At 71.9% G+C, this 14,303-nt stretch carries 11 protein-coding genes; 5 read left to right on the top strand and 6 right to left on the bottom strand.

Features of this window, described 5'->3' with window-relative positions:
* The first annotated feature begins 128 nt into the window (after nucleotides 1-128).
* The 4 genes from KZ829_RS36425 to KZ829_RS36440 are packed head-to-tail and all read left to right on the top strand — an operon-like array spanning nucleotide 129 to nucleotide 7,198.
* The gene (locus KZ829_RS36425) at nucleotides 129-2,660 is read left to right on the top strand and encodes a fibronectin type III domain-containing protein (protein ID WP_220148422.1); all 2,532 of its coding nucleotides are present in this window, start codon (nucleotides 129-131) and stop codon (nucleotides 2,658-2,660) included.
* On the top strand, nucleotides 2,654-3,628 hold the full coding sequence (locus KZ829_RS36430; protein ID WP_308285815.1) for an AAA family ATPase: 975 nt from the start codon (nucleotides 2,654-2,656) through the stop codon (nucleotides 3,626-3,628). Before KZ829_RS36425 ends, KZ829_RS36430 begins: the two co-directional genes overlap by 7 nt.
* A gap of 43 nt (nucleotides 3,629-3,671) precedes the next feature.
* A complete protein-coding gene (locus tag KZ829_RS36435; RefSeq protein ID WP_220148381.1) occupies nucleotides 3,672-4,781 on the top strand; it encodes a DUF58 domain-containing protein in 1,110 nt (369 codons plus the stop codon).
* 5 nt (nucleotides 4,782-4,786) lie between these two features.
* Nucleotides 4,787-7,198 carry a transglutaminaseTgpA domain-containing protein gene (locus tag KZ829_RS36440; protein WP_308285816.1) on the top strand — a complete coding sequence of 804 codons (2,412 nt, stop codon included), beginning with the start codon at nucleotides 4,787-4,789 and terminating at the stop codon, nucleotides 7,196-7,198.
* A 98-nt stretch (nucleotides 7,199-7,296) separates the two neighbouring features.
* Here the strand turns inward: KZ829_RS36440 and KZ829_RS36445 are convergent, their stop codons facing one another.
* From KZ829_RS36445 to KZ829_RS36465, 5 genes are read right to left on the bottom strand one after another with little or no spacing between them, the layout of a single operon-like run.
* Nucleotides 7,297-8,247: an ABC transporter substrate-binding protein gene (locus KZ829_RS36445; protein ID WP_220148383.1), complete on the bottom strand. Its 951-nt coding sequence runs from the start codon at nucleotides 8,245-8,247 to the stop codon at nucleotides 7,297-7,299.
* Nucleotides 8,248-8,277: 30 nt separating this feature from the next.
* Complete coding sequence (locus KZ829_RS36450; protein WP_220148384.1) at nucleotides 8,278-8,634, bottom strand: 4Fe-4S dicluster domain-containing protein; 357 nt, start codon at nucleotides 8,632-8,634, stop codon at nucleotides 8,278-8,280.
* The gene (locus KZ829_RS36455; RefSeq protein ID WP_220148385.1) at nucleotides 8,631-10,208 is read right to left on the bottom strand and encodes an FAD-dependent oxidoreductase; all 1,578 of its coding nucleotides are present in this window, start codon (nucleotides 10,206-10,208) and stop codon (nucleotides 8,631-8,633) included. Before KZ829_RS36455 ends, KZ829_RS36450 begins: the two co-directional genes overlap by 4 nt.
* Nucleotides 10,205-10,915, bottom strand: coding sequence for an ABC transporter ATP-binding protein (locus KZ829_RS36460; protein ID WP_220148386.1), 711 nt, complete (start codon nucleotides 10,913-10,915; stop codon nucleotides 10,205-10,207). Before KZ829_RS36460 ends, KZ829_RS36455 begins: the two co-directional genes overlap by 4 nt.
* Nucleotides 10,916-11,776 carry an ABC transporter permease gene (locus KZ829_RS36465; protein WP_220148387.1) on the bottom strand — a complete coding sequence of 287 codons (861 nt, stop codon included), beginning with the start codon at nucleotides 11,774-11,776 and terminating at the stop codon, nucleotides 10,916-10,918.
* Nucleotides 11,777-12,587: 811 nt separating this feature from the next.
* On the opposite strand from KZ829_RS36465, the gene KZ829_RS36470 reads away from it, so the two are divergent.
* Complete coding sequence (locus tag KZ829_RS36470; protein WP_220148388.1) at nucleotides 12,588-13,328, top strand: DUF8817 family protein; 741 nt, start codon at nucleotides 12,588-12,590, stop codon at nucleotides 13,326-13,328.
* Here the strand turns inward: KZ829_RS36470 and KZ829_RS36475 are convergent.
* Nucleotides 13,268-14,245, bottom strand: coding sequence for a hypothetical protein (locus tag KZ829_RS36475; protein ID WP_220148389.1), 978 nt, complete (start codon nucleotides 14,243-14,245; stop codon nucleotides 13,268-13,270). The genes KZ829_RS36470 and KZ829_RS36475 overlap by 61 nt on opposite strands.
* Nucleotides 14,246-14,303 lie beyond the last annotated feature (58 nt).

Here is a 14,303-nt window from a genome sequence, read left to right on the forward strand (position 1 = left end):
GCGGCTTTCCCTATGATGGCCTGCGTCCTTGAGGCGGATTGACCGGAATCGACAGGAGGACAGCCGCGGTGACCAGCGCAGAGGCGGTACGGAGGCGACGCCTGCCCAGCCGTGGGCAACTGGTCACGATGGCCACCGTGCTCGTTCTGGTGGCCGGGCTCGGGCTCACCGTGCGGGGGCTCGGCACCGCTGACAAGGCGCTGGCCAGCTTCGACGCGGCCTCCTGGGTGTGGAGCAAGGGCAAGGGCGAGCTGGCCCGGATCAACGGCACGGCCGCCCGCATCGACACCCGCGCGGACGTCAACCAGGCTCGCGGGCACGCGTTGCAGGTGAGCCAGAGTGACCGGTTCGTGCTGCTTCGTGACGTCAACACCGGAGCGATCGCCTCGATGGACCTCACCGATCTTCAGGCGTACTGGAATGCGCAGTCGGAGCCGGGCATCGGCGTGAGCGTGGCCCTGCACGACGACAGCGCCTTCATCGTCGACGCCGTTCAGGGCAAGGTGCAGCAGGTCGACCCGGGCAGCCTGCAACCCGTGGGGGAGGCGTTGCAGTTCCCGCCGGGCATCAGCGCTGGCATCTTCGACGGGGCGGGCCGGCTGTGGATCGCCGCGCCCAGCGAGGGCACCGTCACCGCGATCGACCCGGGTGCGGCCGCCCCGGTGCGGGTCCGCACCGACTCGGTGGCCGCCGCCAGCCACGACCTGGCTGTCTCCGCCCTGGACGAGGGCGTCGCCGTGCTGGACCGGACCACCAACGCGCTCACCGTGATCGGGGAGAACGGGCCGGGCCGGCCGACCACGCTGCCGCTGACCGGGCCGGGTGAGCTGCCCGAGCGCACCGACGGTGACGTCATCGCGATCACCGTGCCGGACGAGCGGCGCGTCTACACCGTCGGCACCGACGGGCAGGGCGTGCGTGACGTCACCGTCCCGGACGACGGCGGCGACCTCGGGCCGGCCGTGCCGTACGAGGGTTATCTGTATGTGCCGGAGGACGACGGCACGGTGCACGTCATCAACCAGGACGGCCGGCCGGAGCAGCCGATCGACTTCGAGCGGCCCGGCGGCGACCTGGAGCTGGAGGTGCGTGAGGAGCACCTGTTCATCAACGCGCCCGGCGCCACCACGGCCCGCGTCGTCGACGGCAACCACACGGTCCGCCCGGTCAACAAGGAGCGCGACGACGTCTACGGCGGCGACCCGCCCAAGGTGAAGACGCCGCCCGCCCCGCCGAAGCAGGAGAAGCCGAAGAAGCCGGTCGCCGCCAAGCCGGGCGCGCCCCGCGGTGTCCGTGCCGCCGCAGGCAACGCCGAGGTCCGGGTGTCGTGGCAGTCGGCGGCGGACAACGGCGCCCCGATCACCCGGTACGTGGTGGCCGGCGCCGGGCGCACGTTCCCGGTCGGCGCCGACCAGCGGTCGCTCGTCATCGACGGGCTGACCAACGGGCAGACCTACCGGTTCGAGGTGCACGCCGTGAACCGCAAGGGCGACGGGCCGGGCCGGATGAGCAACGCGGTCATGCCGACCGCCGAGGTGCCGGATCCGCCGGGCACGCCGGTCGCCGAGGCGAAGACCGACGGCACGGTCGGCGTCACCTGGCCGGCCGCCAACGGCCAGGGCCGCAAGATTCAGCGGTACGCGGTGACCGCCATCTCCGAGGGTGTCAGCTCCCCGATCGGCGAGTCGACCACCACCACCCTCGCGGTGGCCGCCGGTCAGCTCGAATTCGGCAAGCAGTACGCGTTCACCGTCGTCGCGGTCAACGACAAGGGCGCCGGCTCGAAGGCGTCCGCGGTCAGCAACACGATCGTGCCGTTCAGCAAGCCGGCCAAGCCGGAGAACGTCGAGGCCGCCACGGTCGCCGCGCAGGCGGGCGCGATCAGCGTCACCTGGACGGCGCCGGCCGACAACGGCCGCCCCATCACCGAGTACGTGGTGAAGGCCGGCGGTAGGGAGACGAAGGTCGCCGAGACCTCGGTGACCCTGACCGGGCTCGGCACCGGCGCCACCGTGCAGGTCGAGGTGACCGCGGTGAACGAGGCCGGCCCGAGCGACGCGGCGACCGCCACCGCCCGCACGGTGGCCGCGCCGACGGTCACCATGACCGGGGTCGACCCGACCTTCAACACGGCGAAGGTGTCGTTCACGGTGAACAACGGCGGCGGCACGGCCACCTGCACCCTCACCGTCTCCGGCGGCGGCAAGGGCTCCAGCGGCAGCTGCACCAGCCTCAGCGCCAGCGGGCTGAAACCGAGCACCGCCTACACGTTCACGGTCACCGCCAAGAACGCGGCCGGCAGCGCCGCGAAGAACATGGCCAAGACCACCGACGCCCTGTACGGCACGGCCACCTGCATCAACGGTGACAGCGGCGACCAGAGGACGTACTGCGACTCCGACGTGTCCGGCCGCAACGGCAACGAGATCTTCAAGGGCACCCGGCAGGACGACGATCAGCAGGCGGGCTGGGTCAAGAACGGGACCCGGCTCCAGGCGTACTGCAAGAAGACCGGTGAAGAGGTCTTCGCGTACGTCTACAACAAGAACAAGAGAAGCACGTGGTGGATCCAGGTGAACTACGAGGGCAAGACCTACATCCCGTGGGCGTGGCTGAACCTCGACGGCGGGGACGACCTGGCGGACCTGCCGACGTGCTGACGCCCGCTCACGTACAGGGATTCTCCGAGGTCGCCGGGGAACTGGCCGCCCGGATCGGCACCGTCGTCCTCGGCAAGCCCGAGGTGGTCCGGCTCGCCCTCACCGCGCTGTTCGCGCAGGGGCACGTCCTGCTCGAGGACGTGCCCGGCGTCGGCAAGACCACTCTGGCCCGGGCGCTCGCCGCGTCCATCCGCGGGCAGTGGCGGCGCATCCAGTTCACCCCCGACCTGCTGCCCTCCGACGTCTCCGGCGTCACCGTGTTCAACCAGGCCAGCCGTGGGTTCGAGTTCCATCCCGGCCCGGTCTTCGCGAACCTGGTGATCGCCGACGAGATCAACCGGGCGTCGCCGAAGACCCAGTCGGCGCTGCTCGAGGTGATGGAGGAACGCCGGGTCACCGTCGATGGCGTGCCGCACCCGGTGCCGCAGCCGTTCCTGGTCGTCGCCACGCAGAACCCGGTCGAGATGGACGGCACCTACCGGCTGCCCGAGGCCCAGCTCGACCGCTTCCTGGTCAAGCTGTCCGTCGGCTACCCCGACGAGGACGTCGAGATCGAGGTGCTGCGCGGCGCGGCCGTCCGGTCCCCGGACACCCTCGAACCGGTCACCGACACCACCATGATCGGCGAGATGGCGCGGATGGTCGCGGCCGTCCACATCGCCGACCCCCTTTATGCGTACGCCGTGCGCCTCGCCGCCGCGACCAGGAACCATCCGCAGGTCCGCGTCGGCGTCAGCCCCCGTGGGGTGATCGCGCTGACCCGCGCCGCCGGCGCCTATGCGCTGATCAACGGCCGGGCGTACGTGCTGCCCGAGGACTTCAAGGACCTGATCGAGCCGGTCTTCGCCCACCGGGTGCTGTTGTCCGCCGACGCCCAGCTGCGCGGGGTGACCGCCGCCGACGTGCTGGCCGACGCGCTGCGGTCGGTGAACGTGCCGCTGCCCGACCACCAGCATTCCCCGGCCTGATCCGTTGCCCGGCCCTCACGACCCGAAACGTCAGCGCAGTGGCATGACCGCCCGCGGCATCGCGCTCGCGGCCGCCGCCGGGATCCTGCTCGGCACCGGATTCCGCTACGGCTACCCCGACCTGGCGCTGCTGGGTTCGGCCGCCGGGATCGCGGTCGTCACGGCGCTGGTATTCGCGTTCTGGCGGCCCCGCCTCGACGTCGCCCGCGTCGCCGAACCCGACCGGGTGGCCCGTGGCGAACCCGCCGACGTCACCCTCACCATCAGCAACACCAGTAGGGTGCGGGCGGCCAGCCTGATCGCCACCGACCGCTGCGGCGCCGCGACCGTCGACGTGCCGCTGCTGCGCCTGCGGGCCGGGCACGACACCGTGGAGAGCTATCCGGTGCCCACCCATCGGCGCGGGCTCGTACCGATCGGGCCGCTGTACGTCACCCGCCGTGACCCGCTCGGGCTGATCACCCTGAAACGGGCCTACGGTGGCACCACGATCGTCCGCGTCTACCCGCGCGTGCACCCGATGCGGGCCGTCCCGGCGGGGCTCACCCGCAGCCTCGACGGGCGCGTCGACAAGGTGCCGCAGGGCACGATCACCTTCGACACGCTGCGGGAGTACGTGCCCGGCGACGAACTGCGGCGGGTCCACTGGCGCAGCAGCGCCAAGGTCGGCGAGCTCATGGTCCGCGAACAGCTCGACACCTCGGAGCCGCAGATCGTCGTCCTGCTCGACGACCGGGCCGCCGCCCACCGCGGGGACAGCTTCGAGGACGCCTGCGAGGCGGCCGCGTCGATCGTCGTCGCCGCGGTGCGCGAGGACCTGCCGGTCACCCTGCACCTGGTCGCCGCCACGCTCAGCGGGCCGCACCTCGACGTGCTCACCGAGGCGACCCTCGGCGACGGGGACCTCGACGCCACCCTGCGTCAGCTGCGGGCGCAGAAACTCGGCGACACACTGATCTTCCTGACCGGGCCGGGCGGGCGCGACGATCTCGGTGCGCTCAGTGGACTGCGCTCGGCGTACCCCGTCGCTCTGGCCGGAATCCTCGGCGACCGCGACTCCTCGCCCGCCGCGCCCACCGACCGCCTGTTGGTGATCGAGGCCGCCGACGGCGCCGAGTTCGCCGCCGCTTGGGACGGGGTCCGCGGATGGTGACCCGGGTGTTGCGGCGTGCTGTCGTGCCGGCCGCGCTGGCCGGGATGCTGATGCTGGCCGGGGCGGCGCTCGGCGGGATCTATGCCGACGGTCTGCTGTTCCGGCTGGTGGCGGGCGCGGCGATCGGGTCGGTGGCGGTCGGGGTGGCGGCCCGGCGGCTGCCCTCGTGGACGGTGGCGCCGATCTCGGTCGCGCTGCTCGGCGGGTATGCGGCGCTCGCCCTGTATCTGGCCGCCGGGGATGGCGGACTGACGCTCACGGTCGCCCGGGACGCGCTCGCCAACGGGATTCCGCGCCTGCTCACGGCCATGATCCCGATCGAGCCGACGCCGGACACGGTGGTCATCGCGGTGGGCGCGGTGTGGGTGGCGGGTCTCGCCGCCACCGAGATCGCGGTACGCGGTGGGCGGGTTCTGCTCGGCTGTCTGCCGCCGGCGCTGGTCTACGCGGGGGCGCTCTACGTGGTCGGGCCCAACGCCTCGGCGGCGACGATCTGGACGCTGACCTTCGCGGGGCTGGTCGTGGCCGCTCTCGCCGGCACGTCGGTGACCGGGGCGAAGACGCACGCGGCCGTGCGGGTGCGGGCGCTCGGTGGCGCGGCCGCCGGGCTGGCGGTCGTTCTCGGCCTGATCGCCGCCACCGGTCCGTGGGTCGCCGGCCGGGTCACCGCGACGCCGGTCGACCCACGACGGTACGTGCAGCCGCCCCGCGTCGACAGCCTGGACGAGAGTCCGCTCAACCGGATCTCGGGGTGGGCGCTCGACCCGGCCCAGCAGTTGCTGGAGTTCCGGCCGGGCCTCGTGCCGGCGGCCGCTCCGTCCGCTGGTGCCGCGGCCTCCGCCCCGGCCGCCTCGGGAAAGCCAGGAAAGCCTGGTGCCTCCGGCAAACCGGGCGCCTCCGGGAAGCCCGCCCAGCCTGATGTGCGGCTGCGGCTCGCGGTCCTCTCCGACTACGACGGGGTCACCTGGCGGGTCGGCGGCATCTACCGCAACGCCGGACGGGTGCTGCCCCCGCCCACCACGCCGGCCGGCACCCAGGTCAGCGAGTCCCAGCAGCAGATCACCATCACCGGGCTGACCGGGAGGCTCCTTCCGGCTGTGCCGACGCCGACCCGAATCACCGGGGCACGGGTCGCCTACGACGCGGCGACCGGCACCCTGATCCGCCCCGAAGGACTGACCGGCGGGCTCCGCTACACGGCCATCTCCCAGACACAGACGCCGGACCTGAACCTGCTGCCGATCGCCGAGGTGCCGTCCGGGGACGCGTGGGTCCGCTACCTGACGGTCGGTCAGAACACGCCCAAGCAGATCGAAGGGCTCGCCGAGCACCTCGCCGAGGGGTACAGCGCCGCCTACGACCGGGCCGTGGTGATCGAGCAGTTCCTGGCCGAGCACTACCGGCACGTGGCCGACGCGCCGAGCGGGCACGCCTATCCGAACCTCGCCCACTTCCTCTTCGGGCGCCGTGACCTCGGCGGGCAGAAGGGCACCTCGGAGCAGTTCGCGGCGGCGTACGCGCTGCTGGCGAGACTGACCGGTCTGCCCAGCCGGGTGGTCGTCGGGTTCACGGCGCCGGCCGCGGGTGGGGCGGTCACCGCCGGTGACGCGCTCGCCTGGCCGGAGGTGTACTTCGACGGGGTCGGGTGGGTGGCCTTCGACCCGATGCCGAAGAGCGACACCGTACGGCCGGTCGAAGAGGACTACACCCCGCCGAAGCCCACCCCGCCGCCGTCACCGTCGGACACCCCGGCGCCTACGACCGAGGAGTCGTCGGCTCCACCGTCCGCGGTCGTGGCCGCGCCGACCGCGGGTGGGCCGTCCACCGTGCTGGTCGCCTCCGGGGCGTCGGGTGGTGTGGTGTTCGTGCTGGTGGGTGCGGCTCTGGCGGTGGTGGCGCTGCGGTCCGCCCAACGGCGGCGGCGGCTCACCTTCGGGGATCCGGCACAGCGGATCACCGGGGCCTGGCTGGAGTTCACCGACGCCCTGCGGTTGGCCGGGCATCCGGTCTCATCGCATCTGTCGGCCACCGAGGCGGCCGGGCACGCGTCCGTGCTGCCACCGCCGCCGAAACGAACCGGACTGCTCCGCCGGGCCGTCCCGGTCGCACCACCCGCGTTGCCGACCGGCCCGCTGACACCGGTCGCAGGCGGATCGGAACCGGCACCGGATCCGGAAGCGCATTCCGCGGAACCGGCACCGCTGCCCCCACTGGACGCTTTGGTGGACGCGATCAACACGGCCGGATTCGCGCCGGAGGCCGCCGGCGGGGGGCAGGCGGACCGGGCGGGGGAGCAGGTGGTCGCCTACGCCACCGCGCTGCGGGCACGCCGCAACTGGTGGCAACGGATGCTGTGGACCGTACGCCCAGGGCCGTTGCGGTGGAATCGCTCACCCGGCGGCAAGCCGCCGCGCTGATGTGGCGCTGAGAGGGTGGCGGGAACCGCGCGGCCGTCGGCGAATCGCCTTGCTGAAAGACGGTGAGGGCCAGCACGTGATCGCGTGCCGGCCCTCGATCAGGCCGGATCCTTGACGCGCCAGGCGTCGAGGTCGAAGTCCTTGCGGATGAACTTCTGCTCGACCAGGAACTGCTTGGTGCCGGCGAGCAGCGCCAGCCCCTCCTGCGAGAACGGCTCCTCCACCCACTGGTCCTGCTTGAGGGACTGCTCCAGCACCGCCTTCGGGAAGCCCTGGATGCTCACCGAATAGTCGACGAACCCGGGCCAGTCACCCTTGGCGGCCTTGACCGCCGAAGCGTGCGCGCCCTGCCACGCGTCGACGACGCCCGGCTTGGCGGCCAGGAACTTCTCGGTGACCACCACCGAGCTGGTGCCCAGATACCTGGCGTGGGTCTCCGACGCCAGGTCGACCACCGGATATCCCTTGCCCTTGAGGGCGACGAAGTTGGCGATCGGCACCGCGGCCGCGTCCACATCGCCACGTTCGAGGGCCGCCTCCACGTCGGAGCTGTAGATGTGCACGACCTCGGCCGGTTTCACGCCGGCGTCGGCGAGCGCACCCAGCAGGTAGCGGTGGATGTAGGAGCCGGTCTGCACCGCCACCTTCTTGCCGGCCAGGTCGGCGATCGACGCGGGTCCACCGGACTTCTTGGCGAGAATGCCGGCGTCCAGGTTGATCTGTGACTGGGCGATCAGCCGGGTCGGCTGGCCGGCGCCCTTGGCGACCAGGGCCGGGGTGTCGCCGTACAGGGCCAGGTCGAGTTCGTCGGCGACCAGGGCCTGGTTGAGGTCCGGGCCGTTCGGGAAGGTGACCACTTTCAGGTCGGTGACCCCCAAGGACGCCAGCGCCGGCACCAGTTTGCCCTGCTTGTGCCAATAGCCGACTGGCCCGCTGATGGCGTTGGAGTTGCCGATCGCGCCGACCCGCAGCACGAAGCTGTCACCCGGCCCGGCGGCCTCGGATTCGCCGCCGCACGCCCCGGTGGCCAGGAGGAGAAACAAGACCATCACACGTCGCAACATGGTGCCGTCTCCCAATCAGGTCAGTGCCGGGGTGATGCGGGCCGGGCCGAGTTCGGGGCCGACCGCCAGGCGGGCGCCCGGTTTCCGGCCACGGCCCCAGCCGAGTTCGCGGCGGTAGCTGCCGAGCAGCCCGGCGCCGGCCAGATGCTCCTCGTCGCGCAGCGGGGAGTCCGCCGGCACCGGATGCGTGTGCGGGGCGACGAACAGGGCGTCCGCCGGGCAGTGCGCCTCGCACATGAAACAGGTCTGGCAGTCGCTCTGCCGGGCGATCACCGGGATCCCGCCGGGGCCGGCGTCGAACACGTTGGTGGGGCACACCGCGATGCAGACGTCGCAGCTCACGCAGCGTTCGGTGGAGACGAGCTCGATCACGAGGCCACCGCCAGCTCCCGGCCGGTGACCGCCTCGGGGCGGGTCCACAGCCGGTCCAGGCCGCCGACCGTGAGCCGGTGGTACTGGTTCGGGTCCAGCTGCGGGAACTCCTCGCGACGGGCCATCCCACGGCTTTCGGTACGGGCGAGCGCACTCGTGTACATCCACCGGGCGTGCGCCACCATGGCCGCCGCCTGCCGCACTCCTGGCAGGTCACCGCCGGTCACGATGTTCCCGCCACGCCGGCCGTCCCAGACCGCGTCGAGGTGGGCGAGGGCCGGTTCCAGGCGGGAGGCCGTACGCAGGTAGTTCTTGTCGTACGGGTGCACCTCACGCCGGATGACGTCGAGCGCCTCGGCCCTGTCGAAATGCCGCTGGATACCGGCCTCCCCGACCCCGGTGAGCTTCCGCCGGTTCGCGGCCGCCCCCAGCGCGGTCGCGAAGGCGGCGGCACCCCGCCCGGCGAACGTGCCGGACGACATGGCCCACGCCGAGTTGTGGCTGCCGCCGCCGGTGAAGGCGCCGCACACCAGCTCCCGGGTGGCGGCGTCACCGGCCGCGTACAGGCCGGGCACGGTGGTGGCGCAGTCGTCGGCGACGATCCGGATGCCGCCGGTGCCCCGGACCGTGCCCTCCAGCAGCAGCGTGACCGGGAACTTCTCGGTGAACGGGTTGATCCCGAGCCGGTCGAAGGTGAGGAAGAAGTTCGGCTGCCCGAGCCGCATCTGCTGCTGCTGTTCCGGGGTGGTCTGGTCGATCTGGCACAGCACGACCCCGGTACGCAGCAGCTCCTTCGCGATCACCGAGCGGCCGCCCTGGCTGCCGGCGCCTTCCAACAGCGTCCCGTCGCCACGGAAGAACGTCGCGAACCCGTAGTAGGCGGTCTTGGTGACCGAGGTGAACGCGGGCGCGATGGCGTACGCCGTGGAGAACTCCATCCCGGACATCTCGGCCCCCGCCTCGGCCGCGAACAGCGCGCCGTCGCCGGTCGCCACGTCGCAGCCGAGCGCCTTGCTCAGGAACGCGCACCCACCGGTCGCCAGCACCACCGCCCCGGCCCGGACCCGGTAGTCGGTGCCGTGCTGCCGCCGGTGCCCGCGCACCCCGGCGACCGTGCCGGTGCCGTCGACAAGCAGTTCGGTGGCCGGGCTGTGGTCGAGGATCCGTACTCCGGCCCGTTTGATCCAGGACCGCATCCGGCGCATGTACTCCGGCCCCTGCACACCCCGCTTGTGCGGCACCCCGTCGACGATCGGGAACGGGTAGCGCGCCTCGGCCTCCAGGCGGTTCATGTTCTCGTACGTCTGATCCAGCACCCGGGCCATCCAGCGCCGGTCCTGGAGGAAGCCGCCGAGCTTCTCCCGGCTGGCCATCGCCTTCTCCCGCTGTTCCGGATCGGGTTGCACGTACCAGACGCCGGTGCCGCCGGAGGCGGTCGGCCCGCTGGTGCCGCAGTAGCCCTTGTCCAGCAGCAGCACGTCGGCGCCGGCCTCGGCGGCGGTCAGCGCGGCCCACGTGCCGGCCGGGCCGCCGCCGACCACGACCACGTCGGCGGTCAGATCCAGATTGATCATCGGGGGTCCTCCGGTTCGGTGGTGACGCCCAGCCCGGCCAGCAGTTCGCGGCGCAGGGTGAGCAGTCGGGGGTGGTCGATCAGGCGGGGCCGGGGAACGTCGACGATGAATTCCTCGGCGATCCGCCCGTCGCGCAGCAGCAGCGCCCGGTCGGCGAGCAGCAGCGCTTCCTCGACGTCGTGGGTGACCAGCAGCACCGCCGGCCGATGTTCGGCCCAGAGCCGCGCGACCAGGCCCTGCGCCTTGAGCCGGGTGAGCGCGTCGAGCGCCCCGAACGGCTCGTCCAACAACAGAAGCTCAGGGGTACGGACGAGCGCGCGCGCCAGTGCGACCCGCTGGGACTCGCCGCCGGACAGGGTGCGCGGCCACGCGTCGGCACGGGCTTCGAGGCCCACCTCGGTCAGCGCGTCGATCGCCCGTTTCCGCAGGCCGGAGCCCTCCAGTCCGAGGGTGACGTTGCGCCACACCCGGCTCCACGGCATGAGCCGGTGCTCCTGGAAGACGACCGCCCGCCTGTCCGGGACGCCGAAGTCGCCGGTGGCGCCCCGGTCGAGCCCGGCGAGCGCCCGCAGCAGGGTGCTCTTGCCGGATCCGCTGGCGCCGAGCAGCGCCACGAACTCGCCCGGCGCGATGGTGAGGTCGACCCCGTCCAGCACGACCCGGCCGTCGAACTCCCGCCGGGCGTCCTCCACGACCACCGCGCTCACCTATTCACCCGCGAATCCGCGGCGCCACGCCAGCGCGCGCCGCTCGATCAGCCGGACGAACTGGTCGGTGGCCAGCCCGAGCAGCGCGTACAGGACCAGCACCACGAAGATGACGTCGGTGCGCAGGAACTCGCGGGCGTCGTTCATCAGGAAGCCGACGCCGCTGGTGGTGGCGGTCTGCTCGGCGACGACCAGGCTCAGCCAGCCGATGCCGAGGGCCTGGCGCAGCCCGACCAGGATCTGCGGCAGCGCGCCGGGCAGGATGACCCGCCGGATCAGCCCGAACCGGCCCACCCCGCAGGAGCGCGCCGACTCGACGAGCCGCTCGTCGACGCCCCGGATGCCGTGCAGGACGTTGAGATACAGCGGGAAGATCGGCCCGATCGCGATCAGCGCGACCTTCGCGGACTCGCCGATGCCGAACCAGATGATGAAGATCGGTACGAGCGCCAGGTGCGGCAGCATGCGCAGCGCCTGGATCGGGGCGTCGACGAAGTCCTCGGCGAGCCGGAGCAGCCCGGCCGCGAGACCGAGCAGCAGCCCCGCCGACAGCCCGATGGCCAGGCCCTTCGCCACCCGGGTCAGCGAGACCCCGAGGTGGTGGGCCAGCTCACCGGAGGCGATCAGCTCCTTGGCGGCGGCGAACACCTCGGCCGGGCTGGGGGTGGTGCTGCCCAGCCATCCGGAGGTGGAGCCGACCTGCCACAGGGCCAGTACGACGATGAGCCCGGTGAGGCGGCGGGCCGGGGTGAGGGCGGCGGCGATCCGGCGCCACGGCGGCGGTGCCGTGGGACCGGTGCCGCGGGGTGCGGCGGCCGGGACGACCGGTGGACTGCGCCGATCGAGCACGGAAGACGACATGGAGGCTCCTTCGCATTCCTACGGAAGCAGGAGGAATACGTAGAGCCTTAGCCTCTAAATCCCATCTGTCAACTAGGGTATTGGAGGATGGGAACTCGCCGGGGCGACCGCGAAGCGGCTGGGGGCGGCCGCCCCGGCGAGCGTCTACGGGCCGGTCACCCCGGTCGCGACACGGGCCGTGCCGGCTCCCCGGAAGGTGGCCGCGTCCTCGCCGACGTCCTCCCAGTGTGCGAGGCGAAGTTCGTGAAGACGTCCGCCGTCCCGATCACTCTCCTTCTGGCCAGCCGCAATTGCGCCATCACGTGCCTTTCGGTAGCGGGGGCGGGTTTCACTCCATAAGCACGGATCCGGATGGAAAGCGGTTTCCTCAAGGTCGCATAGTTAAGGATCAATTAAGGTACGTCCTCACCGTCAGCCCCCGGATCAGCCGCTCCTTCGACGCCCGGGCCCGCGTCGCCGAATACGCCGACACGCTCACCGCCACCGCCCGTACCGCCGCGGCACCGCATCGACTACCGCGACGCGGCCGCCGCCCTCGACTTCGTCGTCACCCACGACCTGACCGGCGCCTACAACGCCGTCCCCGACACGGACATCCCGCCCACCAACCGTGGCTTCTTCGCCGGCATCACCACCGGGCACGGCCGGCCTGAACTCGCCTACCGAGCCGAGATCGCCACCCCGCTGGTCCCGGTCAGCTCATCGAAACTACGAGCCGCCGGCTTCCACTTCGCTCACTGAACGCCCCTGCTGAGGGCCACTTTGTGCCAACCCATGTGCGCCACCGTCCGGATTCCGCGAAACTCCGGCGATGACCAGCGATTCGATCCCACCCACCGAGACGATCGTGCCGTTACTGCCGTGCCTCGACCCGGACCGGACCCTCGCGTTCTGGCGGGCGCTGGGCTTCACCGTCACCTGGGAGCAGCACCGGCCGTACCTCTATCTGGCATTTCGATGGAGCGGTTTCGACCTGCACTACGGGCGCCCTCCGGAGGGTGTCGACCCGGCCCAGGAGCGCACCGGCGGCTGCCTCGTGATGGTCGACGACGTCGCCCCGTACCACGCCCGGTTCACCACCGCGATGCGCGGCGCCTACGGCAAGGTCCTCGCCAAGGGCCTGCCCCGGATCACCCGCTACCGCGCCGGCGCCTCCCGCTTCACCATCATGGACCCCTCCGGGAACTCGATCGTCTTCATCCGCCGCGACGAACCGGAAGACCTGGAGTACGGCGGATCCAAGCAGCTCACCGGCCTCGCCAAAGTCCTCGACAACGCCCGAATCCTGCGCGAGTTCAAGACCGACGACCGTGCCGCCTTCCGGGCGCTGAACTCAGGGCTGCGCCGGCACGGCGACAGTGCGCCCGCCGTCGAACGAGCGATGGCCCTGGCCGCACTCATCGAGCTGTCGACCGTGCTGAACGAACCGGAACGAGTGCCGGAGTGGGGCGAGCGCCTGCGGCGGATGGCACTGAGCGCCGAGGACCGCGATCAGGTCACCGCCTTCGTCGCCGACCCCGCGCTGATCACACCGTGGCTGGACGCGCGGTAGGCGACCGCCGCCAGCGTCACCGCCAGTAGGACGACGACAACATCGCTCACCACCCCCAGCACGGCGGACGTCGGCACATAGGCCGGGGCGAAGGCGGCCCCGGCCGCGGCGGCGACCAACCCGGCCGACCAGCCGGCGACCACATGACGGGGCGACCACCCGGCCCTCCGGGACCAGGCCGGCACCAGAACGACCACCGACACGACGACGGCCACCCGCACCCCGACACCGAACCAGCCGGTCACGAACCACAAACCCATGTGGACGGCCAGCAGCACCGACCCGAACAGCAGAGGATGCGGCACCCACCCCACACCCGGCCGCGGCGCGCGCCGCCACCGGGGCAGCAACGCCACACCGGCCAGCGCGACGATCACGGCCACGGCGAGCCCCAGCTGCTCCGGAGACAGCACGAACCCCTTCCGGCCGTCCTCGTCATCCGCGAATATCATCAGGCTGCCCAGCAGGTAGAGCACACCGACACCGAGCAGACCGCGTCCACCCAGCCAGGGCCGGTGCCGGTACGGCGTACGCAGAAACGCCTCCACCAGCATGATCGGCGCACAGATACTCAGCAGAACGTGATTACCGACGTAGTCGAGCGCTTTCTCGGCGAACCCCGGAGCCGACCCCGCGAACTCGGTGTCGTCCAGAAACCCCGGATTGAACAGCGACTGATCCACCAGCCCCGCCTGCACCACCCCGAACGCCGCCGCGAGCAGCACGATCACCGGCCAGCCGCCCCCGCTACGACGGGCGGCCTCCCGAATGAGCACCGCCGCACCACCGTAGAGCGGCCCCAGAAACAGAACCAGAAACGGATACCAGGTGACCGGAAAGCCACCCCACGACGCTTCCGCCGCCCACGGTGCCAGCACCAGCAGCGCCACCACCGGCACCCAGCGCGCACGCCCCATCCCGTCGCCTCCCGTCCAGTCCGCGAGACCTCAACTCTCGCGAACCGTCCGGAAGCCC

This window comes from Actinoplanes hulinensis (assembly GCF_019429605.1).
Classification (GTDB): Bacteria; Actinomycetota; Actinomycetes; order Mycobacteriales; family Micromonosporaceae; genus Actinoplanes; species Actinoplanes campanulatus.

Coding starts and splice junctions, on each gene's coding strand:
- KZ829_RS36455 (WP_220148385.1), bottom strand. CDS start 10,208: ATGATCAATCTGGATCTGACCGCCGACGTGGTCGTGGTCGGCGGCGGC.
- KZ829_RS36425 (WP_220148422.1), top strand. CDS start 129: ATGGCCACCGTGCTCGTTCTGGTGGCCGGGCTCGGGCTCACCGTGCGG.
- KZ829_RS36445 (WP_220148383.1), bottom strand. CDS start 8,247: ATGGTCTTGTTTCTCCTCCTGGCCACCGGGGCGTGCGGCGGCGAATCC.
- KZ829_RS36475 (WP_220148389.1), bottom strand. CDS start 14,245: ATGGGGCGTGCGCGCTGGGTGCCGGTGGTGGCGCTGCTGGTGCTGGCA.
- KZ829_RS36465 (WP_220148387.1), bottom strand. CDS start 11,776: ATGTCGTCTTCCGTGCTCGATCGGCGCAGTCCACCGGTCGTCCCGGCC.
- KZ829_RS36470 (WP_220148388.1), top strand. CDS start 12,588: ATGACCAGCGATTCGATCCCACCCACCGAGACGATCGTGCCGTTACTG.
- KZ829_RS36435 (WP_220148381.1), top strand. CDS start 3,672: ATGACCGCCCGCGGCATCGCGCTCGCGGCCGCCGCCGGGATCCTGCTC.